We start from the raw sequence: 23,242 nt of genomic DNA on the forward strand, positions 1-23,242 counted from the left end.
ATGAGCTTTTTTAAGAAATTAAAAGAAAAATTTACGCAGCAAACTGATTCAGTATCAGAAAAGTTTAAAGATGGACTTGAAAAAACGAGAAACTCCTTTCAAGGAAGAGTAAACGAACTAATTTCACGCTACCGTAAAGTCGATGAAGACTTTTTTGAAGAATTAGAAGAGGTTCTGATTGGCGCTGATGTCGGTTTCACAACGGTGATGGAACTGATTGATGAGCTGAAAAAAGAAGTGAAATTAAGAAACATTCAAGACCCAAGTGAAGTACAATCGGTCATCTCTGAAAAACTGGTTGAAATCTACAATAGCGGAGAGGAACAAATCTCTGCGCTGAACATCGAAGACGGCCGATTAAATATCATTTTATTTGTAGGTGTCAATGGCGTTGGGAAAACAACGACTATCGGCAAACTTGCGAATAAGCTGAAAAATGAAGGGAAATCCGTCATTTTAGCAGCAGGTGATACGTTCCGTGCCGGTGCAATTGAGCAGCTTGAAGTATGGGGAGAGCGTTCAGGTGTCCCTGTTGTCAAACAGACGGCTGGCTCTGACCCAGCAGCGGTGATCTATGATGCCGTTCAATCAGCAGAAGCGAAAAATGCAGATGTACTCATCTGTGATACAGCAGGACGACTGCAAAACAAAGTCAACTTGATGAAAGAGCTGGAGAAGGTCAAGAGAGTCATTGAACGCGAGGTTCCAGATGCACCTCATGAAGTACTGCTCGCTCTTGATGCAACAACCGGTCAAAATGCGATGGCACAAGCGAAGGAATTTTCTAAAGCGACGAATGTGACAGGAATTGCTTTAACAAAGCTTGACGGTACTGCAAAAGGCGGAATTGTCCTTGCAATTCGCAATGAGCTGAACATCCCCGTGAAGCTTGTCGGTTTAGGTGAAAAGGTAGACGATCTGCAAGAGTTCGATGCAGAATCGTATGTGTATGGATTATTCTCAGACGTCATTGATCAAGAGGACTAACAAAAATGCCGGCAAAAACTGCTGGCATTTTTATTTATACACCGCTTCATGAAGTGACAAGATAAAAACTTGACACACAGTAGAGAACCGTGTAAACTTAGTTGATGTAAAGGGAATGAACTTAACAAAGGGGAGAGAGCCCATGACGCTTGAAAAAACAACGAGAATGAACTACTTGTTTGACTTCTATCAATCGTTGTTAACCGCAAAGCAAAAGAGCTACATGTCGCTTTACTACCTAGACGATTTTTCCCTCGGTGAAATTGCGGATGAATATGAAGTATCAAGACAGGCTGTTTATGATAATATTAAACGGACTGAAGCGATGCTTGAACAATATGAAGAAAAGCTGCTCTTGTTTAAGAAATTTAAAGAGCGTAAAGAACTTCTCAAAAAAATGAGAGAGCTTGTAGCAGATTCCGCTCAGACGGAAGAAGCAGAAGCTTTAATTGAATCGCTTGAGAAATTAGATTAGGAGGCGGCACAGTATGGCATTTGAAGGATTAGCCGACCGACTGCAGCAGACGATTTCAAAAATCCGCGGCAAAGGAAAAGTGTCAGAGCAAGATGTAAAAGAAATGATGCGCGAGGTACGCCTTGCCCTTCTTGAAGCTGACGTCAATTTTAAAGTAGTCAAAGACTTTGTGAAAAAAGTAAGCGAGCGGGCAGTTGGACAAGAGGTGATGAAAAGCCTTACCCCTGGACAACAGGTCATTAAAGTTGTAAAAGAAGAACTCACTGAATTAATGGGTGGGGAAGAGAGTAAAATCGCTGTAGCGAAAAAATCTCCGACAGTCATTATGATGGTTGGTCTTCAAGGGGCAGGTAAAACAACCACAACTGGGAAGCTTGCCAATTTACTTCGCAAAAAGCATAATCGCAAGCCGATGATGGTGGCTGCAGATATTTACAGACCAGCAGCGATCCAGCAGCTTCAAACGCTGGGGAAACAGCTTGATATGCCTGTGTTTTCATTAGGTGATCAAGTCAGCCCTGTCGACATTGCCAAACAGGCAATCGAAAAAGCGAAAGAAGAACACCACGATTATGTCATTTTAGATACAGCAGGACGCCTTCATATTGATGAAGAATTGATGGATGAACTTCAGAAAGTAAAAGAAGTAGCGAGTCCAGAAGAAATTTTCCTTGTTGTTGACTCTATGACAGGTCAAGATGCTGTCAATGTAGCAAAAAACTTTAATGAACAGCTTGGTTTAACAGGTGTCGTTCTAACGAAACTAGACGGGGATACACGAGGCGGGGCAGCACTTTCCATTCGAGCTGTCACCAATACGCCGATTAAATTCGCCGCACTAGGAGAAAAGCTGGATGCGATTGAACCATTCCACCCGGAGCGGATGGCATCAAGAATTCTTGGCATGGGAGATGTGCTTACACTTATTGAAAAAGCACAGGCAAACGTTGACCAAGATAAAGCGAAAGAGCTTGAACAAAAAATGCGGACCATGAGCTTTACGCTCGATGATTTCCTCGAGCAGCTTGGGCAAGTTCGTAATATGGGTCCACTTGATGAATTGATCCAAATGATGCCGGGAGCCGGTAAAATGAAAGGGCTCAAAAACGTCCAAGTAGACGAAAAGCAGCTCAATCACATCGAAGCGATCATTAAATCAATGACGACCGAGGAAAAAGAACAGCCAGAGGTCATCAATGCAAGCCGAAGAAAACGGATTGCAAAAGGAAGCGGAACATCTGTACAGGAAGTCAATCGCCTTTTAAAGCAATTTGACGAAATGAAAAAGATGATGAAGCAAATGACCAACATGTCCAAAGGGAAGAAAAAAGGCTTTAAATTACCATTTATGTAATTGGTTATACATGATAAAACCGTTGTTAAGAAAAAACACTTTACAAACCCTTTTATCATTGTTAATATACTATCTTGTTGAAATATTTTCGGAGGTGCTAGTAAAATGGCAGTAAAAATTCGTTTAAAACGTATGGGATCAAAAAGATCTCCTTTCTATCGTATTGTTGTAGCAGATTCTCGTTCACCACGTGACGGTCGTTTCATCGAAACAGTTGGAACATACAATCCAGTGTTATCACCAGCTGAGGTGAAAATCAACGAAGAATTAGCGCTTAAATGGCTTCAAAATGGTGCGAAACCATCTGATACAGTTCGCAACCTTTTCTCAAGCCAAGGAATTCTTGAAAAATTTCATAATGCGAAAAACAGCAAATAATGAATGAGCTGTCCTTGGAAGAATTGATTGTGTCCATCGTCGAGCCACTTGTTGATTTCCCTGAAGATATTCACGTATCTTCATTAGAAAAAGATGAGCAAGTGATTTACACACTGTCTGTCAATGCTGAAGATACCGGAAAAGTGATCGGAAAGCAGGGACGTACAGCAAAAGCGATACGAACAGTCATGTTTGCAGCAAGTGCAGAGTCTTCTAAGAAAGTTCAACTTGAGATTGCTGACTAAAAAGGGAGAGGGCTTAGGACCTCCCCTTTTTTTACACGTTTAAATCTATTTTTCGTTATACTGTAGAGGACAAATGCCTTCGGATAGGGGGACAAAAAGGAAGATGCAGATCATTCAACATGTCACCGTCATGCAAGTATTAACTGAAAGCAGTAAGGACAAACTGTTAACGACTTTTTTGGAGAAAAAAGAAAGACTAGAACGTGAATGCAATCAACTATATTTTCAACTGAAAAAACATGAAAAAGAACCACATCAGCAAGAAGCCATCCCTCAATTTCAAAAAGCCATCGATAAACGCCAGGAGAAGATCCGGCAAATTGATTTTCAAGTAGAGCAGCTGCATATTTTGCCGCTTGGAAGTGAAATGAAAGAGACAGAAGTGGATGCGCTGGTTGAAGTGAAAATAGGTGATAAATGGGATGACAAGATGCAAGATAATGTCATCGTCGTGAAAGACGGCACCATTGTGGAAATACGTCAGGGGTGATTGAGAACATGGAACGAGAATGGTTGAATGTTGGAAAGATTGTCAATACACACGGAGTCCGCGGAGAAGTACGCGTCGTGTCAAAGACAGATTTCCCAGAAGAGCGTTACAAAAAAGGAAGCCTCCTCTATATTTTTAAGCAAGGTCAAGGGGAGCCGCTGAAAGTCACTGTCGCATCACATAGGCAGCATAAACAGTTTGATTTGCTCACATTTGAAGAAATTAGCTCCTTAAATGAAGCAGAGCAGTTGAAAGAATCGATTTTAAAAGTAGAAAAAGAACATCTCGGTTCTTTGGGCGAAGGAGAATTTTATTTCCATCAAATCATTGGCTGTGAAGTATACGATGAAGAAGATCAGCTTGTCGGCCAAATCAAAGAGATTTTAACACCAGGGGCAAATGATGTCTGGGTGGTTGGAAGAAAGGGCAAAAAAGATGCCCTGATTCCTTATATCCCATCTGTTGTCAAAAAGATCGATATCTCATCCAAAACCGTACACATTGAAGTGATGGAAGGACTCATTGACGAATGAAAATCGACTTTTTAACGCTTTTTCCTGAAATGTTCGAAGGTGTGCTTCACTCATCGATCTTAAAAAAGGCACAGGAGAAAGAAGCTGTCTCATTCAATGTTGTCAATTTTAGAGAGTACTCGGATCATAAGCATAAAACAGTGGATGACTATCCGTATGGCGGCGGTGCTGGTATGGTACTGAAAGCACAGCCCGTATTCGATGCGGTAGAAGATTTGACGAAGAAAGCAAGCAAGAAGCCCCGAGTCATTCTTGTCTGTCCTCAAGGGGAAAGATATACACAAAAGAAGGCAGAGGAACTTGCAAAAGAAGAACACCTTATGTTCATTTGCGGCCATTATGAAGGCTACGATGAGCGCATCAGGGAGCATCTTGTCACAGATGAAATCTCAATTGGGGATTTCGTTCTCACAGGCGGAGAACTGCCAGCGATGATGATTGCAGACAGTGTGGTCAGGCTTTTGCCTCATGTGCTTGGAAAAGAAGCGTCTCACATTGAAGATTCATTTAGTACAGGTCTGCTAGAGCACCCGCACTATACAAGACCTGCCGATTATAAAGGACTAAAAGTGCCGGATGTGCTCCTCTCTGGAAATCATGCAAAAATTGAAGAGTGGCGGCGCAAAGAATCCTTGAAGAGAACCTATACAAGACGGCCAGATTTGATCGATTCATGCAAAACGTTAACAGATGAAGAAAAAAGATGGCTTTGGCAGCTTCATAATGACTAGATTGTATTGCACACTGCATAGAGGTATGGTATGATACTACTTGTGACTTGGACGGCTTGCCGATTCAAGTTTGAAAACGATGTTCCGCTGCAATGAAGAAAGAGGACATGAGCATCTGTTGGAAGGAGTTGAAAACGATGCAACATTTGATTGAAGAAATCACAAAAGAACAATTACGCACTGATCTTCCTGCGTTCCGTCCTGGTGACACTTTACGTGTACACGTTAAAGTTGTCGAGGGTACTCGTGAGCGTATCCAGATCTTTGAAGGTGTTGTAATTAAGCGTCGTGGTGGTGGAATCAGCGAAACTTTCACAGTTCGTAAGATTTCTTACGGTGTAGGCGTTGAGCGTACATTCCCTGTACACACACCAAAAATCGCTAAGATCGAAGTTGTACGTCACGGTAAGGTACGTCGTGCGAAACTTTACTACCTACGTGAACTTCGCGGTAAAGCGGCTCGTATCAAAGAAATCAGACGATAATGATATCAAAGGAAAGAGCTTGTTACCTGTAACAGGCTCTTTTTTTGTACAATGTATAGAGATAATAATCGATAGAAGAGAAGGTGCACATATGACGATTCAATGGTTTCCAGGCCATATGGCAAAAGCAAGACGTGAAGTCACAGAAAAATTAAAGCTCATCGACATCGTATTTGAATTAACCGATGCTAGAATTCCGATGTCCTCTAGAAACCCAATGATCGAAGAAATCCTTCAGAACAAACCCAAAATCATGCTATTAAACAAAGCAGATAAAGCCGATCCTCGTATGACAAAGGAGTGGCAGGCGCACTTTGAGCAGCAAGGCGTTCGGTCACTTGCCATTAACTCTGTCGATGGACAAGGGTTAAATCAGATCATCACAACTTCAAAAGAAATCTTAAAAGAAAAATTCGACCGCATGAAAGCAAAAGGTGTCAAACCGCGTGCAATCCGGGCGCTGATTATCGGGATTCCCAACGTCGGGAAATCGACCTTAATCAATCGTTTAGCGAAAAAGAACATTGCCAAAACAGGAGACCGGCCTGGTATTACCACCTCACAGCAATGGGTGAAGGTAGGGAAAGAACTTGAACTGCTTGATACACCTGGAATCCTCTGGCCTAAGTTTGAAGATGAGCAAGTAGGACTCAGGCTAGCGGTGACTGGAGCGATCAAAGATTCTATCATCAACTTACAGGATGTCGCTGTGTATGGACTTCGCTTTCTAGAAGAGAACTATCCAGAGCGATTAAAAAAACGCTATGACCTGGCGGAGATCCCTGAAGATACGGTTGAGCTGTTTGATGCAATAGGTACAAAGCGCGGCTGTCTCATGAGCGGTGGATTTATTAATTACGACAAAACCACCGAAATCATTATTCGGGATATTCGAACAGAAAAATTTGGTCCCCTCACTTTTGAGAAGCCTGAAAGCTAAAAGACACGCAGCTCATGCGGGTCTTTATTTTTTGCGGAAAACTGCCGATATAAAGAAGGAGGCTGACGAAAAGCTGATGTACACGGTGAAACAAATAAAAGAACTGATAGAAAAGCATTCGCAAGACGAGTCATACATTCGTGAGCTTGTAAAAGATGATACGAGAAAAAGTGTCCAAAAACTGATAGAGAAGTGGCACAAAGAGAGAGAAAAGCAGCAGCAACTTCGTGCAGCATGGAATGAAATGCTGCAATTTGAAAACAAAGCTAAGGCGCAGGGATACACATGTATTGCTGGAATAGATGAAGCAGGAAGAGGACCGCTGGCAGGCCCTGTAGTCGCAGCAGCTGTCATATTAAAGGAAGATACAGTCCTGCTCGGTTTAAACGACTCAAAGCAATTATCTGAGAAAAAAAGATTGGCGTATTATGACCTGATCCAAAAAGAAGCACTTGATATCGGAATCGGCATTGTTGATGCGGCTACGATTGATGAAATCAATATTTACGAGGCATCAAGACTGGCGATGGTGAGAGCTGTGGAGCAGTTAACTCATACACCTGATTATCTACTCATAGATGCCATGACGCTCCCGCTTCCTATTCACCAGGAGAATATCATCAAAGGAGATGCAAAAAGTGCGTCCATCGCAGCTGGTGCATGTATTGCAAAAGTGACAAGGGATCAGATGATGGAAGAATACGGGCGTAAGTACCCTGAGTATCGATTTGAAAAACATAAAGGGTACGGAACAAAAGAGCATCTGGCTGCCATTCAAACGCATGGAGCTGTCCCAATCCATCGATTATCGTTTGCGCCAGTGAAATCCGTTATATCATAAATTTTTGACCAAGGAGGCTGCCTGTGATGACAAGAGTTGAGGACATACATACAGCACTGAATAGCCGGTTAAGTGCGGCAGAATCTGTTCCATTAAACACCGAAGGAAAGGAAAATGTGCATCGGCTGATTCTCGGTAAAGTACTGAAAATGCTTGGAGATGATACAGCCCTTGTTCAAATAGGCTCAACAAAAATAAAAGCACAGCTAGCGGCTCAGCTCAAAGCAGACGCATTTTATTGGTTCCAATTTGAACAAGAGGGTGGAGGCAGCCTCAATAAACTAAGGCCAGTACAGCAATTTGATCAAGACCCTAAGACATTAAAGGATGCAGCTGCCAAACTATTAGAAGGTCTCTCACTTAAAAACGGACTTGAAAACATCCTAACAGCCACAGCTTTTTTAAAAGAAAAATCCGTTATCAACGAAGCAGAGTTAAAAACGGCAGTGAAGTGGATCGAACAGCTTCAAGGAGCTGATGTGAAAAAAGGTCTTCAGGCACTCCTATTTGCTTTAAAGAAAGACTTGCCGATCCAGGAAGGAGTGCTTCAATCAATTTTAGCCGTGAAATCATCCTCTGCTCTTCATCAGGATATGACAGCGTTGCTAGAACGATTAACACAGCTCCCGAAGCACTCAGACGCCACACAGGCCCTTACACAAGCCATTCGATCAGTCATAGATGCTGAGACGACCGTCCATGCAGAAAAGCTCTTATCGGTCCTTCTAGCAGCGAGAGAAGGGGCGGCGAAGCAAGGAGGCAGTCTATCTGTAACGCCTCAGCCCAATCTGTCTCAGCCAAAAGAAAATAGCCAAGCTCCAATCGCTCAAGAGCGTCAGACGACCCAAGTTCTTCAATCTAACGTGCAGCAGTCAACAAGTCCAAAAGAGCTGCAAATCCCGCTTCAGCAAATTGAGCGGATAATGGCAAGTTTGACGAAGCAAGGTGCAGATGGGCAGCAAGAGCCTAGCTTAAAACAGCTCACGTCATTGCTGCAAGGGCTTCAGCAGGCAGGATCTCAGCCTGACGCAAAAGCATCCGTGCTTCAAAAAGAATTTCCGTTCCTGTCAAAAACAGAGGCGAAAGCATTGGCTCTGGTGGTGCAGCAGACGGAACCCGCATTAAGCAATAAAACCGATGTGCTCGATTTACTCATGACGATGAAAAAGGCAATAGGTGTACGAGATGAAATCGGTATGCTGAAACTACTCGAAAAAGGCAGCCAGGATGTAAAAAGTCAGGAGCTTCACCAATTAAAGCTCGTCTTAAATGATGTGAGGCAGGCTGATTTACCAGAGCCCGTAAAAAAAGAAGTCGATCAATTGTTTCATAGATTGAACGGGCAGTTATTTGTGCAGCAGGAGAACCAAACCATCAGCCAAATGATGGTCTCTTATCCGCTCTTTTCAAAACATAGTGTTCAAGATTTAACCTTTATTCTAAAAGGACATAAGAAAAAAGATGGCTCTATTGATATTTCTCAGTGCCGTCTCATGTTTTACTTAAACATGGAAAACCTCGAAGAGACATTAATCGACTGTACGATTCAGCAAAAGGTCATGGCAATTACAGTTGAAACCGGTCATGAACTTCAAGGAACCATTAATCCGATGATTCCAGCTGTTCGGGAGAATTTAAATGCCCTAGGATACAGTTTAACGGGAATTACAGCAAAGAAGAGACAAGAGCCAGTAGATCCGTCTCACTTTCTAGATGAACACTTTCATAAAATCAGCGAGAAAGGGCTGGACTTACGAGTATGAAGGATTCAAAACCGCTTAGAAGGGCGGTCGCTCTACATTATGATGAAGAAAAACAAAAGGCGCCAAAAGTCGTCGCAACAGGGAGCGGCTATGTGGCAGACCATATCATTGAAGAAGCAAAAAAGTCGGGAGTTCCTATCCAAGAAGACCGTAATTTAGTCGAACTTATGCGCCACTTAACGCTGGATGAGGAGATCCCTGAAGCGTTATACGATACTGTAGCAGAAATATTTTCGTTTATCTATAGATTAGATCAAAAAATGAAAAAATAAGGAAAAATAAGTGATTTGGCTGAAAAATTTATATTTTTAATAAAATAAAAGTTTGAATGTTTAGAAGGATTTTACGATTTTACATAGAACCCTAGACATTCTCTTTTTTATTCTTTAAAATGAAAGCGCAGTCTATTTTATAATTTTTGTTTCTACATATGTTGGGAGGATGGGAAATGAATATCCATGAGTACCAAGGAAAAGAAATCCTAAGAAAATATGGGGTTTCAGTTCCAAATGGTAAAGTAGCATTTACACCTGATGAAGCAGTGAAAGCATCAGAAGAGCTAGAAAGCTCTGTATATGTCGTAAAAGCACAGATTCATGCAGGCGGCCGTGGTAAAGCAGGCGGGGTAAAAATTGCAAAAACAAAAGATGAAGTGAAAGGGTTTGCAGAGGAATTGCTCGGTAAAACACTTGTCACACATCAAACTGGGCCTGAAGGGCGCGAAATAAAACGCTTACTTATTGAAGAAGGCTGCGATATTCAAAAGGAGTACTACGTTGGACTTGTTTTGGACAGAGCGACATCAAGAATTGTATTGATGGCTTCTGAAGAAGGCGGTACTGAAATTGAAGAAGTAGCAGAAAAAACGCCAGAGAAAATCGTCAAAGTGGTCATCGACCCAGCGATTGGCTTGCAAGGCTATCAGGCAAGAGAAGTAGCGTTTAAAATTAATATTCCAACAAAATTAGTTGGCCAAGCTGTTAAGTTTATGACAAGTCTTTACAATGCGTTTATTGAAAAAGATTGTTCAATTGCTGAGATTAATCCACTTGTTGTAACAGGCGATGGAAAAGTCATGGCACTTGATGCGAAATTAAACTTTGATAGCAATGCTTTATATAGACAAAAAGATATATTAGAATACCGTGACCTTGATGAAGAGGATCCAAAAGAAATTGAAGCATCTAAATATGATCTAAGCTACATTTCTCTAGATGGAAATATTGGCTGTATGGTCAATGGTGCAGGTCTTGCGATGTCTACAATGGATATCATCAAGCATTACGGCGGGGACCCTGCAAACTTCCTGGATGTTGGGGGCGGTGCAACAGCTGAAAAAGTAACGGAAGCATTTAAAATCATCTTATCTGATCAAAATGTAAAAGGGATTTTCGTGAACATTTTTGGCGGTATCATGAAATGTGATGTCATTGCAGAAGGTGTCGTTGAAGCGACGAAACAAGTCGGCTTAACATTACCACTCGTTGTACGTCTTGAAGGAACAAACGTTGAATTAGGGAAGAAAATCCTGAGTGATTCAGGCTTAAATATCACTTCTGCTGAGTCTATGGCTGACGGGGCAGAAAAGATTGTATCTTTAGTCAAGTAGAGCAGAAAGGCAGGGAACCTAAATGAGTGTATTTATTAATAAAAATACGAGAGTAATTGTTCAGGGGATTACCGGTTCAACCGCATTGTTCCATACAAAACAAATGATTGAGTACGGAACAAATATTGTTGGCGGTGTCACACCTGGAAAAGGTGGAACTGAAGTAGAAGGAGTTCCTGTATTTAATACTGTATCTGAAGCTGTTCAAACAACTGGAGCAAATGCTTCTGTTATCTATGTACCAGCACCATTTGCAGCAGATGCCATTTTAGAGGCTGTTGATGCAGAAGTCGATCTAGTCATTTGTATCACAGAACATATTCCAGTGCTTGACATGGTCAAAGTGAAACGGTATATGGAAGGGAAAAAGACAAGACTTGTTGGCCCTAACTGCCCAGGTGTCATTACACCTGAAGAATGTAAGATTGGGATCATGCCTGGCTACATTCATAAAAAAGGTCATGTGGGTGTTGTTTCTCGTTCTGGAACGCTTACATATGAAGCGGTACATCAGCTTTCAGAAGCTGGCGTTGGTCAATCGACAGCTGTAGGAATCGGCGGAGACCCTGTCAATGGGACGAACTTTATTGATGTATTAAAAGCATTCAATGAAGACCCTGATACACATGCTGTGATTATGATCGGTGAAATCGGCGGTACGGCTGAAGAAGAAGCAGCTGAATGGGTAAAAGCAAATATGACAAAGCCAGTCGTTGGCTTTATTGGCGGTAAAACGGCGCCTCCAGGAAAACGCATGGGACATGCTGGTGCCATTATTTCTGGTGGTAAAGGAACAGCTGATGAAAAAGTAAAAACAATGCGTGAATGTGGAATTGAAGTGGCAGAGACACCATCTGTCATGGGAGAAACATTGATTAAAGTGTTAAAAGAGAAGAATCTCTTCGAAGCTTGTAAAACGCATTAATGACACAAGAAGACTTGTTCTTTGACAAGTCTTCTTCTTTCTATCTTAAACTGGAGGAATGGTATGTACAACGTGTCCGAAAGAATGATTTTTCACCGCTTAAAAGGCCTCATCTCACCCTCTTTGTTAACAAAATGGTGGAAAGTCGATCCTGAGCTATATATAAATGAAGAAACACAACATTTCAAACAGGATCGATCATTACAAACGATCGACTTTACCCGCTTAAAACAAGCCGAAGAAAATGAATTCCCCATTTTTCAACACATCGTTCAAGCCTATTTAAAGCAAAACATTCACATGATACCCATCACATCACCCTTATATCCCAGCACACTAAAACATATTTATGATCCTCCCCCTGTGTTATTCCTAAAAGGAAACATATCATATTTAAATGAAGAAAAAAGTTTAGGTGTAGTAGGCACACGAGTTCCATCGTCTTATGGAGAATCATGTGTGAAGAAAATTGTTGGTGAGCTTGTAAAGGAAGATTGGACGATTGTCAGTGGCTTAGCAAAAGGAATCGATGGACTTGCACATAAAGAATGCATTAGGAATAAAGGGAAAACAATCGGTATTATAGCAGGCGGATTTCAGCACTTATACCCAAAGGAACATGTGCAAATGGCTCAATACATGGGAGAGCATCATTTGCTTTTATCCGAGCATCCGCCTTATGTGAAACCAGAAAAGTGGCATTTCCCAATGAGGAATCGTTTAATTAGTGCGCTGACAAGTGGAACCATCGTGATTCAGTGCAAAGAAAAGAGCGGTTCGCTCATTACAGCGTATCAAGCACTTGAGCAAGGTAAAGAGGTATTTGCGGTTGCAGGATCTATCTTTGATCCTAATTCCACAGGACCAGCCAGACTTATACAGCAGGGAGCAAAGCTTGTTCATTCAACGAAGGATATTTTAGAGGAATTCTCCTTCCGCAGCGTTCAATATACTGAACTCTCATAAAAATATCGTTTGACAAAAGACATAGGAATATTTAATAATAGTGAGGATTTAAGTTTACACTTTGTTTTTCGTGTTTATAATGATGTTCATCATAAAGAATTTTTAACGATTGCCTGTTAGATAGGTGCAATTAACATAAATATGAATTGTGAAATGTATAAAGAGAGAACACCTCTTAAGGGGGATTTTGAGTATGGCTGATTATTTAGTCATCGTTGAGTCGCCAGCCAAGGCGAAAACGATTGAGCGTTATTTAGGTAAAAAGTATAAAGTAAAGGCTTCAATGGGGCACATAAGGGATTTACCGAAAAGTCAGCTTGGTGTTGACACTGAGCATGACTTCGAACCGAGATATATTACGATTCGCGGGAAAGGCCCCGTTTTAAAAGAACTAAAAACAGCTGCGAAAAAAGCAAAGAAAGTCTATCTCGCAGCTGACCCCGATAGAGAGGGAGAAGCGATTGCTTGGCATTTAGCGCATAGCCTTGACCTTGACCTCTCTTCTGACTGCCGCGTTGTCTTTAATGAGATTACAAAAGATGCCATTAAAGATTCCTTTAAGCATCCACGTATGATCAATATGGATTTAGTTGATGCACAGCAGGCAAGACGGATCTTAGATCGTCTCGTCGGGTATAAAATCAGTCCGATTTTATGGAAGAAAGTGAAAAAAGGCTTAAGTGCCGGTCGTGTTCAATCAGTTGCACTCCGCCTGATTATTGATCGCGAGAATGAAATTAATGAATTTAAACCAGAAGAATACTGGACAATTGACGGTACATTCCTAAAAGGAAAAGAAAGCTTCGAAGCGAGCTTCTTTGGCGTCAATGGCAAAAAGCATCCACTGAAAACAAAAGAAGATGTAAAAGAAATCCTTTCGAAACTAAAAGGGAGCAAATTCTCTGTAGAGAAAGTGACGAAAAAAGAGCGTAAACGCAACCCAGCTGTTCCGTTTACAACATCTACTTTACAGCAGGAGGCTGCAAGAAAATTAAACTTCCGTGCGAAAAAGACGATGATGATTGCACAGCAATTATATGAAGGAATTGATCTTGGTAAAGAAGGTACAGTCGGACTCATTACATATATGAGAACGGACTCAACACGTATTTCCAATACGGCGATTGAAGAAGTATCTGCTTTCATTGATCAGACGTACGGTAAGAATTTCTTAAATACAACAAAACGAACCGCTAAAAAGAATGAAAATGCACAAGATGCTCACGAAGCCATCAGGCCGACTTCTACGCTAAGAAAACCAGCAGATGTCAAACATGTCTTAAGCCGAGATCAGTTTCGTCTGTATAAATTGATTTGGGAACGATTCGTGGCAAGCCAAATGGCGCCGGCTGTTCTTGATACAATGAGTGTAGACCTTGACAATAACGGGCTTACATTCCGTGCTAACGGGAGCAAAGTGAAATTCCCTGGATTCATGAAGGTATATGTAGAAGGGAAGGACGATCAGCTAGAAGAAAAGGACAAAATGCTGCCTGATCTTAAAGAAGGTGATACGGTTCTTTCAAAAGATATCGAACCTGAACAGCACTTCACGCAGCCGCCTCCGCGCTACACTGAGGCAAGACTTGTCAAAACACTTGAAGAACTGGGTATAGGCCGTCCGTCTACGTACGCACCAACATTAGATACGATTCAAAAGCGCGGCTATGTCGCACTTGATAATAAACGGTTTATCCCAACAGAGCTTGGGGAAATTGTTCTTAACTTAATCATTGAATTCTTCCCTGAAATCATTAACGTGGAATTCACAGCGAAAATGGAAAAAGAACTTGATAGCGTTGAAGAAGGTACGATCGAATGGGTTCGCATTATCGACAGCTTCTATCAAGACTTTGCAAAACGGGTAGAAAAAGCAGAAGCAGAGATGCAAGAAGTTGAGATTGAGCCTGAATACGCTGGAGTCGACTGTGAAGAGTGCGGACATCCGATGGTGTACAAAATGGGTCGATACGGTAAGTTCATGGCTTGCTCTAACTTTCCTGACTGCCGTAACACAAAACCAATTGTCAAAGATATTGGTGTGAAATGCCCGACTTGTCATGAAGGAAACATTGTTGAACGAAAATCTAAGAAGCGCCGCATTTTTTATGGCTGTGATCGTTTTCCAGAGTGTGAATTCGTCTCTTGGGACAAACCAATTGAAAGAAAGTGTCCAAAATGCGAAAATATGCTTGTAGAGAAAAAGCTGAAAAAAGGCATTCAAGTTCAATGTGTGAACTGTGATTATAAAGAGGAACAACAAAAATAGCGGTGAACAGCCTTGTTCACCTGCTTTTTTATGTCATCAAACAGAACTTACGAAATAGGAGAGTTGTACAATGAGTCAATTTGTAAATGTGATCGGAGCAGGTTTAGCCGGAAGTGAAGCGGCATGGCAAATTGCCAAACGTGGAATTAAAGTCAACTTGTATGAAATGAGACCTGTCAAACAAACGCCAGCTCACCACACAGATAAATTTGCAGAGCTTGTATGCAGTAATTCACTGCGTGCCAACGCTTTGACGAATGCGGTCGGTGTATTAAAGGAAGAAATGCGTCATTTAGATTCAGCGATTATCGCAGCAGCAGACGAAAGCTCAGTCCCTGCTGGCGGAGCGCTTGCAGTAGATCGTCATGAATTTGCAGCAAACGTTACCGATCGTGTGAAAAATCACCCGAATGTGACGGTTTTTCAAGAAGAAGTGCAAAGCATTCCTGAAGGTCCGACAATTATTGCAACGGGCCCGCTTACATCTGAAGCACTTTCAAAAGAATTAAAATCGTTAACGGGTGAAGAGTATTTGTACTTCTACGATGCAGCGGCACCTATTCTAGAGAAAGATAGCATTGATATGGATAAGGTGTACTTGAAATCACGCTATGACAAAGGAGAAGCCGCTTATTTAAACTGTCCAATGACAGAAGAGGAATTCGATCGTTTTTATGAGGCGCTCATTTCTGCTGAAACTGTGCCATTAAAAGAGTTCGAAAAAGAAATCTTCTTTGAAGGCTGTATGCCAATTGAAGTCATGGCGAAAAGAGGAAAGAAAACGATGCTGTTTGGTCCGATGAAGCCAGTAGGACTTGAAGATCCGAAAACAGGAAAAAGACCTTACGCTGTTGTTCAATTAAGACAAGATGATGCAGCAGGTACTTTATATAACATCGTCGGCTTCCAGACACATCTGAAGTGGGGCGACCAAAAGGAAGTATTCCGCTTGATTCCAGGTCTTGAAGAAGCAGAAATCGTTCGATACGGCGTAATGCACCGCAATACATTTATTAACTCACCAAGTCTTTTAAAACCAACGTATCAGTTTAAAAATAGAGAGGATCTATTCTTTGCCGGACAAATGACAGGCGTTGAAGGCTATGTCGAGTCCGCAGCTTCCGGACTAGTGGCTGGAATTAACGCCGCTCGTTTTGTCAAAGGAGAAGAGCTTGTGACACTTCCGGAGGAAACGGCGATCGGCAGCATGGCTTATTACATCACATCGACAAACAAGAAAAGCTTCCAGCCGATGAATGCGAACTTTGGCTTGCTGAAAGATCTTGGTGTTCGGATTAAAAACAAACAAGAGCGTTATGCAGAGTACGCTAAGCGCGCAATCGAAACTATTCAAACTATTTCGAAATCTCTGTAGTAAAACATTGCACGGAAAGCAAGATATGTGATACCATTTAAAAGCCTTAAAGAGGTGTAAAAATGACGAATAAACAGCGTCTTGTCCACTTATTCATTGAATATCTGCAAATTGAAAAAAACTATTCTGCTTTAACAATCTCAGGATATACAGAAGCGATTGAAGAGTTTGTCAGATTTATGAACATTCAAGGAATAGACGGTTTTGAAGAGGTATCCTATCAAGATACGAGAATTTATTTAACAGAAGCTTATGAAAAAGGCCTGACAAGAAGAACGATTAGTAAGAAAGTCTCTGCGCTTCGCAGCTTTTATAAATTTCTATTAAGAGAACAGCTTGTGAAAGAAAATCCTTTTTTACTCGTTAGCTTACCAAAGCAGGATAAGCGAATTCCTTCATTTTTGTATGAAGAGGAACTTAAAGAGCTTTTTACAGTTTCTGATGTCAGCACACCGCTTGGGCAAAGAAACCAAGCGATTTTAGAACTTCTTTATGCAACAGGTATGAGGGTCAGTGAGTTATGTTCATTAAAAGAATCTGATCTTGATTTATCGTTGGATACAGTGCTTGTTCATGGGAAAGGCAGCAAGCAGCGGTATGTTCCTTTCGGTTCATATGCTCATGAAGCGCTCATCACTTATTTAGAGGATGGAAGGCAGAAGCTGAAAGCTAAGGGGAATGATCGTGCTGATGCATATGTGTTTTTGAATCAGCGCGGGGCGCCTCTTACAGACAGAGGCGTTCGATTCATTCTCACTGAATTAATGAAAAAGGCGTCAGGCACACTACATATCCATCCTCACATGTTAAGGCACACCTTTGCCACACACCTCTTAAATGAGGGGGCAGATTTGAGAAGTGTTCAAGAACTTCTCGGTCATTCGAATTTATCATCAACTCAGGTGTACACGCATGTATCAAAAGATTCTTTAAGGAAAACATACATGTCTCATCACCCAAGGGCTTTTAAACGATCCTAAAAGGAGGTTTTTTCATGTCATCATTTCATGCAACAACCATCTTTGCCGTTCAACATAAAGGAAAAAGTGCGATGGCTGGAGACGGTCAAGTCACTTTCGGGCAGGCTGTCGTGATGAAACACACGGCAAAAAAAGTGCGCCGTCTTTTCGGAGGCAAGGTGCTTGCAGGTTTTGCAGGTTCAGTAGCAGATGCATTTACACTCTTTGAAAAGTTTGAAACGAAGCTTGAAGAATATGGTGGTAACTTAAAGCGGGCAGCCGTAGAACTAGCGAAAGAATGGAGAAGTGACAAGATGCTCAGACAGCTTGAGGCCATGCTGATCGTTATGAACAAAGACAGCATCCTGCTTGTCTCAGGGACAGGAGAGGTCATCGAACCAGATGACGGTATTTTGGCCATCGGCTCAGGCGGCAATTATGCGCTTAGCGCCGGGAGAGCACTCAAAACACATGCAGGTGATCACCTCACAGCGAGAGATATTGCAAAGGCTGCTCTTGAAACCGCCGGAGAAATATGTGTCTACACGAACGATCAAATCACTTTAGAAGAGCTTGAATAGAAAGGACATGAGACGTATGGAGAAAAAGCCGTTCACCCCAAGAGAGATAGTTGAAAAGCTTGATCAATATATTATTGGTCAGCTTGATGCGAAAAAAGCAGTGGCGGTGGCTTTAAGAAACCGTTACAGAAGAAGCCTTTTACATGATAAGCTAAAGGATGAAGTCGTTCCGAAAAATATTTTAATGATCGGCCCAACAGGTGTGGGGAAAACAGAGATTGCCCGCAGAATTGCAAAAATTTCTGGTGCGCCTTTTATTAAAGTGGAAGCGACGAAGTTTACTGAAGTTGGTTATGTCGGCCGTGATGTAGAATCGATGGTCAGAGATCTAGTTGAGACAGCGATCAGAATTGTCAAAGAAGAAAAGATGAAAGACGTTCAAGAAGAAGCAGAAAAACAAGCAAATAAACGTCTTGTTCATTTACTTGTTCCTGGCAAGAAAAAAAGCCAGTCTGTGAAAAATCCTTTTGAGATGCTGTTTGGCGGTTCTGATGAAGATGACCGTGATCGAGATCAATCAAGTGAAGAAGTTGAACTTGAATCGACAAGAAAGCGAATCACTCATCAGCTGGCGATGGGAGAACTTGAAGATCATTACGTCACGATCGAAGTTGAAGAGCAGCAGCCATCCATGTTTGATATGCTTCAGGGCTCGGGTATGGAGCAAATGGGCATGAACATGCAGGATGCGCTCGGCAATCTCATGCCTAAAAAGAAAAAACGCAGAAAGCTGACCGTCAGAGAAGCAAGAAAGGCGTTAACTGCTGAGGAAGCTTCAAAACTGATTGACATGGATGAAGTCAGTCAGGAAGCCGTTTATAAAGCAGAACAGCAAGGGATTATTTTTATCGACGAAATCGACAAAATCGCCAAAAGCGGTGGTGCATCATCTGCAGATGTTTCTCGTGAAGGTGTTCAGCGTGATATTTTACCGATTGTAGAAGGTTCAACTGTGATGACGAAATATGGGGCAGTGAAAACAGACCATGTGCTTTTTGTAGCAGCAGGTGCATTTCATATGGCGAAACCATCAGATTTGATTCCAGAGCTTCAAGGGCGCTTCCCAATCCGTGTAGAATTAGATAAATTAAGTATCGAAGACTTTGTGAAAATCTTAACGGAACCAGATAACGCATTATTAAAGCAATATAAAGCTTTACTTGAAACAGAAGGTATATCTCTTGAATTTTCTGACGATGCTATTCATAAGATTGCCGAAGTGGCTTATCATGTCAATCAGGAGACAGATAACATCGGTGCAAGAAGGCTTCATACCATACTTGAAAAGCTGCTTGAAGAGCTTTCATTTGAGGCGCCTGATATTACACTGGAGACAGTGACCATTACCCCTCAGTATGTAGAAGAGAAGCTAGGAAAGATTGCAAATAACAAAGACTTAAGTCAATTTATACTTTAACAAATGAATAAAGTAATCTAGGAGGATCATTAATATGGCGTTACTACAAAAAACAAGGATTATTAACTCAATGCTGCAAGATGCAGCGGGGAAACCAGTTAATTTTAAGGAAATGGCAGAAACGTTGAGAGATGTCATTGATTCAAACATTTTCGTGTTAAGCAGAAGAGGGAAGCTTCTAGGCTACTCGATCAACCAGCAGATTGAAAATCCGCGTATGAAGAAAATGCTTGAAGACCGTCAGTTCCCTGAAGAATATACAAAGAGTCTATTCAACATCCCTGAAACATCTTCAAACCTTGACATTAACAGTGAGTATACAGCTTTCCCGATTGAGAACCGTGATTTATTCGAATCAGGTTTGACAACCATTGTTCCAATTATCGGAGGAGGAGATCGTTTAGGCACGTTAATCCTGTCTCGTTTGCAAGATACATTCAAAGATGATGATTTAATTCTTGCTGAATACGGTGCAACAGTTGTTGGAATGGAGATCCTTCGTGAGAAAGCAGAGGAAATCGAAGAAGAAGCAAGAAGTAAAGCCGTTGTCCAAATGGCGATTAGTTCTCTTTCATATAGTGAGCTTGAAGCTATTGAGCACATCTTTGAAGAACTTGATGGCAACGAAGGGCTTCTTGTGGCAAGTAAAATTGCTGACCGTGTAGGAATCACTCGTTCAGTGATTGTGAACGCCTTACGTAAGTTAGAAAGTGCAGGTGTCATCGAATCTCGTTCTCTTGGAATGAAGGGAACGTACATCAAAGTGTTAAACAACAAATTCTTAATCGAACTTGAAAATTTAAAATCTCATTAATCAAAACCCCTTTTCGGCCAAAATACAAGCTGAAAAGGGGTTTTTTGTATAAAAAAAGAGGATTTGTCCGAAAAATGACACTCTTTTTTCCAAGAAAACCCTTACAATCCTTAGTTCTTTGAATCTAGGTCTTTGTGCCTATTCGTAAAATAGATATATATTACGAGTTTTTTTTACATATACATCATAGACTTTAATCCTATTATTTCTTACAATGAACATATGGTTTTACAAATCTCGACATGATTAAATGGAATGAAATACATATGATTGGAGGTATATGGTTTTGGATATATTTTCTGGAACGATAAGCAACCTTGAGAATGCCTTGGGCAGAGCGAATGTTAAGCAAAAAGTCATAAGCAATAATATCGCAAATATAGACACACCGAACTACAAGTCGAAAAACGTCGCTTTTCATGATATGCTAAACGATGCGTCGATCACGTTAGATGCTAAAAAAACATACCAAGGACACATTGATTTTTCTAAAACAGGGTCTAATTATTCAGTTGTTTCGAGCAACCGTACTTCATATCAAGAAAACGGAAATAATGTCGATATTGATCAAGAGATGAGTGAACTCGCTAAAAACCAAATTCAGTATAATGCGTTGGTTGAAAGAATGAGTGGAAAATTCAATTCTCTTAAAACAGTTTTGACAGGAGGTAAGTGATGTCAATTTTTTCAGGCGTTAACGCTTCGGCCTCAGCATTAACAGCTCAGAGGCTCAGAATGGACGTTGTATCCTCTAACCTTGCAAATATGGATACAACAAGAGCGAAACAGGTTGATGGCAACTGGGAGCCTTATAGACGTAAGCTCGTCACATTACAGCCGTCAGGTGAATCGTTTTCATCTATATTGAACTCAAGCATGAATTCGAGCGGCAAATTAGGAAACGGCGTGAAAGCAACGAAGATTACAGAAGACGAAACTCCATTCAACCTTCAATATGATCCTACAAATCCCGATGCCGATGAAAATGGGTATGTTCAAACACCTAATGTTGATCCATTAAAGGAAATGGTTGACCTCATCAGCAGCTCAAGGTCATATGAAGCAAACGTGACCGCACTAAATGCGAATAAAAGTATGTTGATGAAAGCTTTAGAAATAGGAAAGTAAGGTGAAAAGAATTGGTTAACGCAATATCTCCTTTCCAGCTTCAAACCGCTCAGCAAGCAAGTGAATTGACAAATGCATCGTCCGTTCAGGCGGCTGCACCTAAAAGTCAAACGAATTTCTCTGATGTGCTGAAAAATTCCATTGAGGCATTAAATCAATCACAGCTGAAATCAGACCAGTATACAAATGCTCTTGCACAAGGAAAAGATGTCAATCTCGATGAAGTCATGATTGCCTCGCAAAAAGCGAGTGTGACACTCACAGCTGCAACGGAGTTTCGAAATAAAGCAGTCGAAGCGTACCAAGAGATTATGAGAATGCAGATGTAGGAGGTGCTGACGGACAAAAAAAGACTGAATGGAATGACCGGGGGTTAAGATGAATCGTACTTTAATGCAATTAAGAACAAAAACAGTTGAGTTTTGGCGAAATCGATCAAAATTACAAAAAATACTCATGATTGGCGGCGTTGCTGCCCTAGCAATCATTATTACGGTTGTTAGCATCTTTGCTTCTTCTGAAAAAATGGTTCCATTGTTTAAAGATTTGTCTGAGGCAGAAGCTGGACAAATCAAACAGGAACTGGATGGCAAAAACGTTAAATCGGAACTTGCGAATAATGGAACAACGATTCTCGTTCCAGAAAAGCAGGCTGACACTTTAAAAGTAACACTCGCATCTGAGGGTCTCCCTAAGACAGGGAATATTGATTATTCCTTCTTTGCGAACAATTCCGGCTTCGGTTTAACAGATAATGAATTTGATGTTCTGAAAGTAGACGCAACTCAGACAGAACTATCCAATCTGATCAACACGATTGATGGGATTAAAGATTCAAAAGTTATGATTAACCTGCCAAAAGATTCCGTTTTTGTTGGAGAAGAGCAAAGTAATGCATCAGCATCCATTGTGCTGCAAGTTGAGCCTGGCTACACGCTCGCGCCGCAGCAAGTAAAAGGCCTTTATCATCTTATTTCAAAAAGTGTGCCGAATTTAAAGACAGAAAACATTGTCATTATGGACCAAGATTCCAACTACTACGACTTAAACAGCAGTTCCGATTCTTATGCAAGTGGAATGGATGCACAGCAGCAGAAAAAAGAAGAGATTGAAAAGAACCTTCAAAGAAAAATTCAACAGCTGCTCGGAACAATGATGGGTCAAGAAAAAGTGGCTGTATCGGTCACAACAGACATTGATTTTACTGAAGAGAAAAGAAAAGAAGATCTTGTAGAACCAGTTGATAAAGAAAACATGCAAGGCATTGCTGTCAGTGCTGAAAAGATTGCTGAAACTTATTCAGGAAATGGTGCAGCAGCTGGAGGCACCGCTGGAACAGGCGACGATGATGTCACAAATTATCAAGGCGCCGATGGAGCGAACGGTAGCGGAGATTACGAAAAGAGCGAAGATCGTATCAACTATGAAGTCAACCGCATTCATAAAGATATCAAAGAGAGCCCTTATAAAATTAGAGATGTTGGCATTCAAGCATTGGTCGAACCACCAACTGCAAACGATGTGAACTCTTTAACACCTGAAAGGCAAGATGATATCAAAAAGATTCTTTCAACGATCATTAGCACTTCAATTGATAAAGAATACACAAATGGTCAAGCGCTCACTCAAGCGGACTTAGATAACAAAATTGTTTTATCTGTATCAAAATTAGACGGTAAACAGCAAACTGCAGCAGAAAACCCATCAAACAATATTCCAATCTGGGTTTATATTGTAGGCGGTGTGCTACTACTTGCAATTATCGCTCTCATTATTCTTCTTGTGCGTAAACGCAGAAAAGAAGAGGAAGAAGAGTTTGAGTTTGATGAACGTACACCAATCCATGTTCCTGATATCGACACTGAACCAGAAACAGAAGAAATGGTGAGAAAAAATCAGCTTGAAAAAATGGCAAAAGAAAAACCAGAAGACTTTGCTAAATTGCTACGCAGCTGGCTGTCCGAGGATTAGGAGGAA

At 41.2% G+C, this 23,242-nt stretch carries 26 protein-coding genes; all 26 read left to right on the forward strand.

Annotated features, from left to right (window positions below):
• The 26 genes from ftsY to fliF all read left to right on the forward strand — a co-directional run bounded on the left by ftsY (window position 1) and on the right by fliF (window position 23,236).
• Window positions 1-987, forward strand: coding sequence for a signal recognition particle-docking protein FtsY (ftsY, locus tag C6348_RS03350; protein WP_106041876.1), 987 nt, complete (start codon window positions 1-3; stop codon window positions 985-987).
• 142 nt (window positions 988-1,129) lie between these two features.
• Window positions 1,130-1,462, forward strand: coding sequence for a putative DNA-binding protein (locus tag C6348_RS03355; protein WP_012009935.1), 333 nt, complete (start codon window positions 1,130-1,132; stop codon window positions 1,460-1,462).
• A 13-nt stretch (window positions 1,463-1,475) separates the two neighbouring features.
• On the forward strand, window positions 1,476-2,816 hold the full coding sequence (ffh, locus tag C6348_RS03360; protein WP_106041879.1) for a signal recognition particle protein: 1,341 nt from the start codon (window positions 1,476-1,478) through the stop codon (window positions 2,814-2,816).
• A gap of 105 nt (window positions 2,817-2,921) precedes the next feature.
• Complete coding sequence (gene rpsP, locus C6348_RS03365; RefSeq protein ID WP_003212139.1) at window positions 2,922-3,194, forward strand: 30S ribosomal protein S16; 273 nt, start codon at window positions 2,922-2,924, stop codon at window positions 3,192-3,194.
• The gene (locus tag C6348_RS03370) at window positions 3,194-3,439 is read left to right on the forward strand and encodes a KH domain-containing protein (protein ID WP_012009937.1); all 246 of its coding nucleotides are present in this window, start codon (window positions 3,194-3,196) and stop codon (window positions 3,437-3,439) included. Before rpsP ends, C6348_RS03370 begins: the two co-directional genes overlap by 1 nt.
• Window positions 3,440-3,542: 103 nt before the next feature.
• Window positions 3,543-3,929 (forward strand): YlqD family protein, encoded by a 387-nt coding sequence (locus tag C6348_RS03375; protein ID WP_024424191.1) that lies wholly within the window; start codon window positions 3,543-3,545, stop codon window positions 3,927-3,929.
• 8 nt (window positions 3,930-3,937) lie between these two features.
• A complete protein-coding gene (gene rimM, locus C6348_RS03380; RefSeq protein ID WP_034662405.1) occupies window positions 3,938-4,462 on the forward strand; it encodes a ribosome maturation factor RimM in 525 nt (174 codons plus the stop codon).
• The gene (gene trmD / locus C6348_RS03385) at window positions 4,459-5,193 is read left to right on the forward strand and encodes a tRNA (guanosine(37)-N1)-methyltransferase TrmD (protein ID WP_034662403.1); all 735 of its coding nucleotides are present in this window, start codon (window positions 4,459-4,461) and stop codon (window positions 5,191-5,193) included. Before rimM ends, trmD begins: the two co-directional genes overlap by 4 nt.
• Window positions 5,194-5,330: 137 nt before the next feature.
• Window positions 5,331-5,678, forward strand: a complete 348-nt coding sequence (gene rplS / locus C6348_RS03390; RefSeq protein WP_008354510.1) for a 50S ribosomal protein L19 — start codon at window positions 5,331-5,333, stop codon at window positions 5,676-5,678.
• A 91-nt stretch (window positions 5,679-5,769) separates the two neighbouring features.
• Window positions 5,770-6,618: a ribosome biogenesis GTPase YlqF gene (gene ylqF / locus C6348_RS03395; RefSeq protein WP_034662400.1), complete on the forward strand. Its 849-nt coding sequence runs from the start codon at window positions 5,770-5,772 to the stop codon at window positions 6,616-6,618.
• A 76-nt stretch (window positions 6,619-6,694) separates the two neighbouring features.
• Complete coding sequence (locus C6348_RS03400; protein WP_106041881.1) at window positions 6,695-7,459, forward strand: ribonuclease HII; 765 nt, start codon at window positions 6,695-6,697, stop codon at window positions 7,457-7,459.
• A 26-nt stretch (window positions 7,460-7,485) separates the two neighbouring features.
• Window positions 7,486-9,222 (forward strand): glycosyltransferase, encoded by a 1,737-nt coding sequence (locus C6348_RS03405; protein ID WP_106041883.1) that lies wholly within the window; start codon window positions 7,486-7,488, stop codon window positions 9,220-9,222.
• Complete coding sequence (locus C6348_RS03410; RefSeq protein WP_003211418.1) at window positions 9,219-9,494, forward strand: FlhB-like flagellar biosynthesis protein; 276 nt, start codon at window positions 9,219-9,221, stop codon at window positions 9,492-9,494. The genes C6348_RS03405 and C6348_RS03410 overlap by 4 nt, the downstream gene beginning before the upstream one ends.
• 176 nt (window positions 9,495-9,670) lie before the next feature.
• Window positions 9,671-10,831, forward strand: coding sequence for an ADP-forming succinate--CoA ligase subunit beta (sucC, locus tag C6348_RS03415; RefSeq protein ID WP_012009945.1), 1,161 nt, complete (start codon window positions 9,671-9,673; stop codon window positions 10,829-10,831).
• A gap of 22 nt (window positions 10,832-10,853) precedes the next feature.
• The gene (sucD, locus tag C6348_RS03420; protein WP_003212080.1) at window positions 10,854-11,756 is read left to right on the forward strand and encodes a succinate--CoA ligase subunit alpha; all 903 of its coding nucleotides are present in this window, start codon (window positions 10,854-10,856) and stop codon (window positions 11,754-11,756) included.
• A 63-nt stretch (window positions 11,757-11,819) separates the two neighbouring features.
• A complete protein-coding gene (dprA, locus tag C6348_RS03425) occupies window positions 11,820-12,722 on the forward strand; it encodes a DNA-processing protein DprA (protein ID WP_106041884.1) in 903 nt (300 codons plus the stop codon).
• 193 nt (window positions 12,723-12,915) lie between these two features.
• Entirely contained in the window at window positions 12,916-14,991 is a 2,076-nt protein-coding gene (gene topA / locus C6348_RS03430) for a type I DNA topoisomerase (RefSeq protein ID WP_106041887.1), read from the forward strand.
• Window positions 14,992-15,061: 70 nt separating this feature from the next.
• Complete coding sequence (trmFO, locus tag C6348_RS03435) at window positions 15,062-16,366, forward strand: FADH(2)-oxidizing methylenetetrahydrofolate--tRNA-(uracil(54)-C(5))-methyltransferase TrmFO (protein ID WP_034662383.1); 1,305 nt, start codon at window positions 15,062-15,064, stop codon at window positions 16,364-16,366.
• 62 nt (window positions 16,367-16,428) lie between these two features.
• On the forward strand, window positions 16,429-17,346 hold the full coding sequence (gene xerC, locus C6348_RS03440; RefSeq protein WP_060596252.1) for a tyrosine recombinase XerC: 918 nt from the start codon (window positions 16,429-16,431) through the stop codon (window positions 17,344-17,346).
• Window positions 17,347-17,360: 14 nt separating this feature from the next.
• Entirely contained in the window at window positions 17,361-17,906 is a 546-nt protein-coding gene (hslV, locus tag C6348_RS03445; protein WP_003211247.1) for an ATP-dependent protease subunit HslV, read from the forward strand.
• 16 nt (window positions 17,907-17,922) lie between these two features.
• Window positions 17,923-19,323 (forward strand): ATP-dependent protease ATPase subunit HslU, encoded by a 1,401-nt coding sequence (gene hslU, locus C6348_RS03450; RefSeq protein ID WP_060596254.1) that lies wholly within the window; start codon window positions 17,923-17,925, stop codon window positions 19,321-19,323.
• 34 nt (window positions 19,324-19,357) lie between these two features.
• Complete coding sequence (gene codY, locus C6348_RS03455; RefSeq protein ID WP_012009951.1) at window positions 19,358-20,137, forward strand: GTP-sensing pleiotropic transcriptional regulator CodY; 780 nt, start codon at window positions 19,358-19,360, stop codon at window positions 20,135-20,137.
• A gap of 286 nt (window positions 20,138-20,423) precedes the next feature.
• Window positions 20,424-20,813, forward strand: a complete 390-nt coding sequence (gene flgB, locus C6348_RS03460) for a flagellar basal body rod protein FlgB (RefSeq protein ID WP_189293901.1) — start codon at window positions 20,424-20,426, stop codon at window positions 20,811-20,813.
• Window positions 20,813-21,265, forward strand: a complete 453-nt coding sequence (gene flgC / locus C6348_RS03465; protein ID WP_106041891.1) for a flagellar basal body rod protein FlgC — start codon at window positions 20,813-20,815, stop codon at window positions 21,263-21,265. Before flgB ends, flgC begins: the two co-directional genes overlap by 1 nt.
• A gap of 11 nt (window positions 21,266-21,276) precedes the next feature.
• On the forward strand, window positions 21,277-21,594 hold the full coding sequence (fliE, locus tag C6348_RS03470; RefSeq protein ID WP_007499609.1) for a flagellar hook-basal body complex protein FliE: 318 nt from the start codon (window positions 21,277-21,279) through the stop codon (window positions 21,592-21,594).
• Window positions 21,595-21,643: 49 nt separating this feature from the next.
• On the forward strand, window positions 21,644-23,236 hold the full coding sequence (gene fliF, locus C6348_RS03475; protein WP_034662370.1) for a flagellar basal-body MS-ring/collar protein FliF: 1,593 nt from the start codon (window positions 21,644-21,646) through the stop codon (window positions 23,234-23,236).
• Window positions 23,237-23,242 lie beyond the last annotated feature (6 nt).

This window comes from Bacillus sp. YBWC18 (assembly GCF_002998775.1).
GTDB lineage: Bacteria > Bacillota > Bacilli > Bacillales > Bacillaceae > Bacillus.

What these genes read in the sequence shown, in the direction of transcription:
- ftsY (WP_106041876.1), top strand. Translation starts at nt 1, where the DNA reads ATGAGCTTTTTTAAGAAATTAAAAGAAAAATTTACGCAGCAAACTGAT.
- C6348_RS03355 (WP_012009935.1), top strand. Translation starts at nt 1,130, where the DNA reads ATGACGCTTGAAAAAACAACGAGAATGAACTACTTGTTTGACTTCTAT.
- ffh (WP_106041879.1), top strand. Translation starts at nt 1,476, where the DNA reads ATGGCATTTGAAGGATTAGCCGACCGACTGCAGCAGACGATTTCAAAA.
- rpsP (WP_003212139.1), top strand. Translation starts at nt 2,922, where the DNA reads ATGGCAGTAAAAATTCGTTTAAAACGTATGGGATCAAAAAGATCTCCT.
- C6348_RS03370 (WP_012009937.1), top strand. Translation starts at nt 3,194, where the DNA reads ATGAATGAGCTGTCCTTGGAAGAATTGATTGTGTCCATCGTCGAGCCA.
- C6348_RS03375 (WP_024424191.1), top strand. Translation starts at nt 3,543, where the DNA reads ATGCAGATCATTCAACATGTCACCGTCATGCAAGTATTAACTGAAAGC.
- rimM (WP_034662405.1), top strand. Translation starts at nt 3,938, where the DNA reads ATGGAACGAGAATGGTTGAATGTTGGAAAGATTGTCAATACACACGGA.
- trmD (WP_034662403.1), top strand. Translation starts at nt 4,459, where the DNA reads ATGAAAATCGACTTTTTAACGCTTTTTCCTGAAATGTTCGAAGGTGTG.
- rplS (WP_008354510.1), top strand. Translation starts at nt 5,331, where the DNA reads ATGCAACATTTGATTGAAGAAATCACAAAAGAACAATTACGCACTGAT.
- ylqF (WP_034662400.1), top strand. Translation starts at nt 5,770, where the DNA reads ATGACGATTCAATGGTTTCCAGGCCATATGGCAAAAGCAAGACGTGAA.
- C6348_RS03400 (WP_106041881.1), top strand. Translation starts at nt 6,695, where the DNA reads ATGTACACGGTGAAACAAATAAAAGAACTGATAGAAAAGCATTCGCAA.
- C6348_RS03405 (WP_106041883.1), top strand. Translation starts at nt 7,486, where the DNA reads ATGACAAGAGTTGAGGACATACATACAGCACTGAATAGCCGGTTAAGT.
- C6348_RS03410 (WP_003211418.1), top strand. Translation starts at nt 9,219, where the DNA reads ATGAAGGATTCAAAACCGCTTAGAAGGGCGGTCGCTCTACATTATGAT.
- sucC (WP_012009945.1), top strand. Translation starts at nt 9,671, where the DNA reads ATGAATATCCATGAGTACCAAGGAAAAGAAATCCTAAGAAAATATGGG.
- sucD (WP_003212080.1), top strand. Translation starts at nt 10,854, where the DNA reads ATGAGTGTATTTATTAATAAAAATACGAGAGTAATTGTTCAGGGGATT.
- dprA (WP_106041884.1), top strand. Translation starts at nt 11,820, where the DNA reads ATGTACAACGTGTCCGAAAGAATGATTTTTCACCGCTTAAAAGGCCTC.
- topA (WP_106041887.1), top strand. Translation starts at nt 12,916, where the DNA reads ATGGCTGATTATTTAGTCATCGTTGAGTCGCCAGCCAAGGCGAAAACG.
- trmFO (WP_034662383.1), top strand. Translation starts at nt 15,062, where the DNA reads ATGAGTCAATTTGTAAATGTGATCGGAGCAGGTTTAGCCGGAAGTGAA.
- xerC (WP_060596252.1), top strand. Translation starts at nt 16,429, where the DNA reads ATGACGAATAAACAGCGTCTTGTCCACTTATTCATTGAATATCTGCAA.
- hslV (WP_003211247.1), top strand. Translation starts at nt 17,361, where the DNA reads ATGTCATCATTTCATGCAACAACCATCTTTGCCGTTCAACATAAAGGA.
- hslU (WP_060596254.1), top strand. Translation starts at nt 17,923, where the DNA reads ATGGAGAAAAAGCCGTTCACCCCAAGAGAGATAGTTGAAAAGCTTGAT.
- codY (WP_012009951.1), top strand. Translation starts at nt 19,358, where the DNA reads ATGGCGTTACTACAAAAAACAAGGATTATTAACTCAATGCTGCAAGAT.
- flgC (WP_106041891.1), top strand. Translation starts at nt 20,813, where the DNA reads ATGTCAATTTTTTCAGGCGTTAACGCTTCGGCCTCAGCATTAACAGCT.
- fliF (WP_034662370.1), top strand. Translation starts at nt 21,644, where the DNA reads ATGAATCGTACTTTAATGCAATTAAGAACAAAAACAGTTGAGTTTTGG.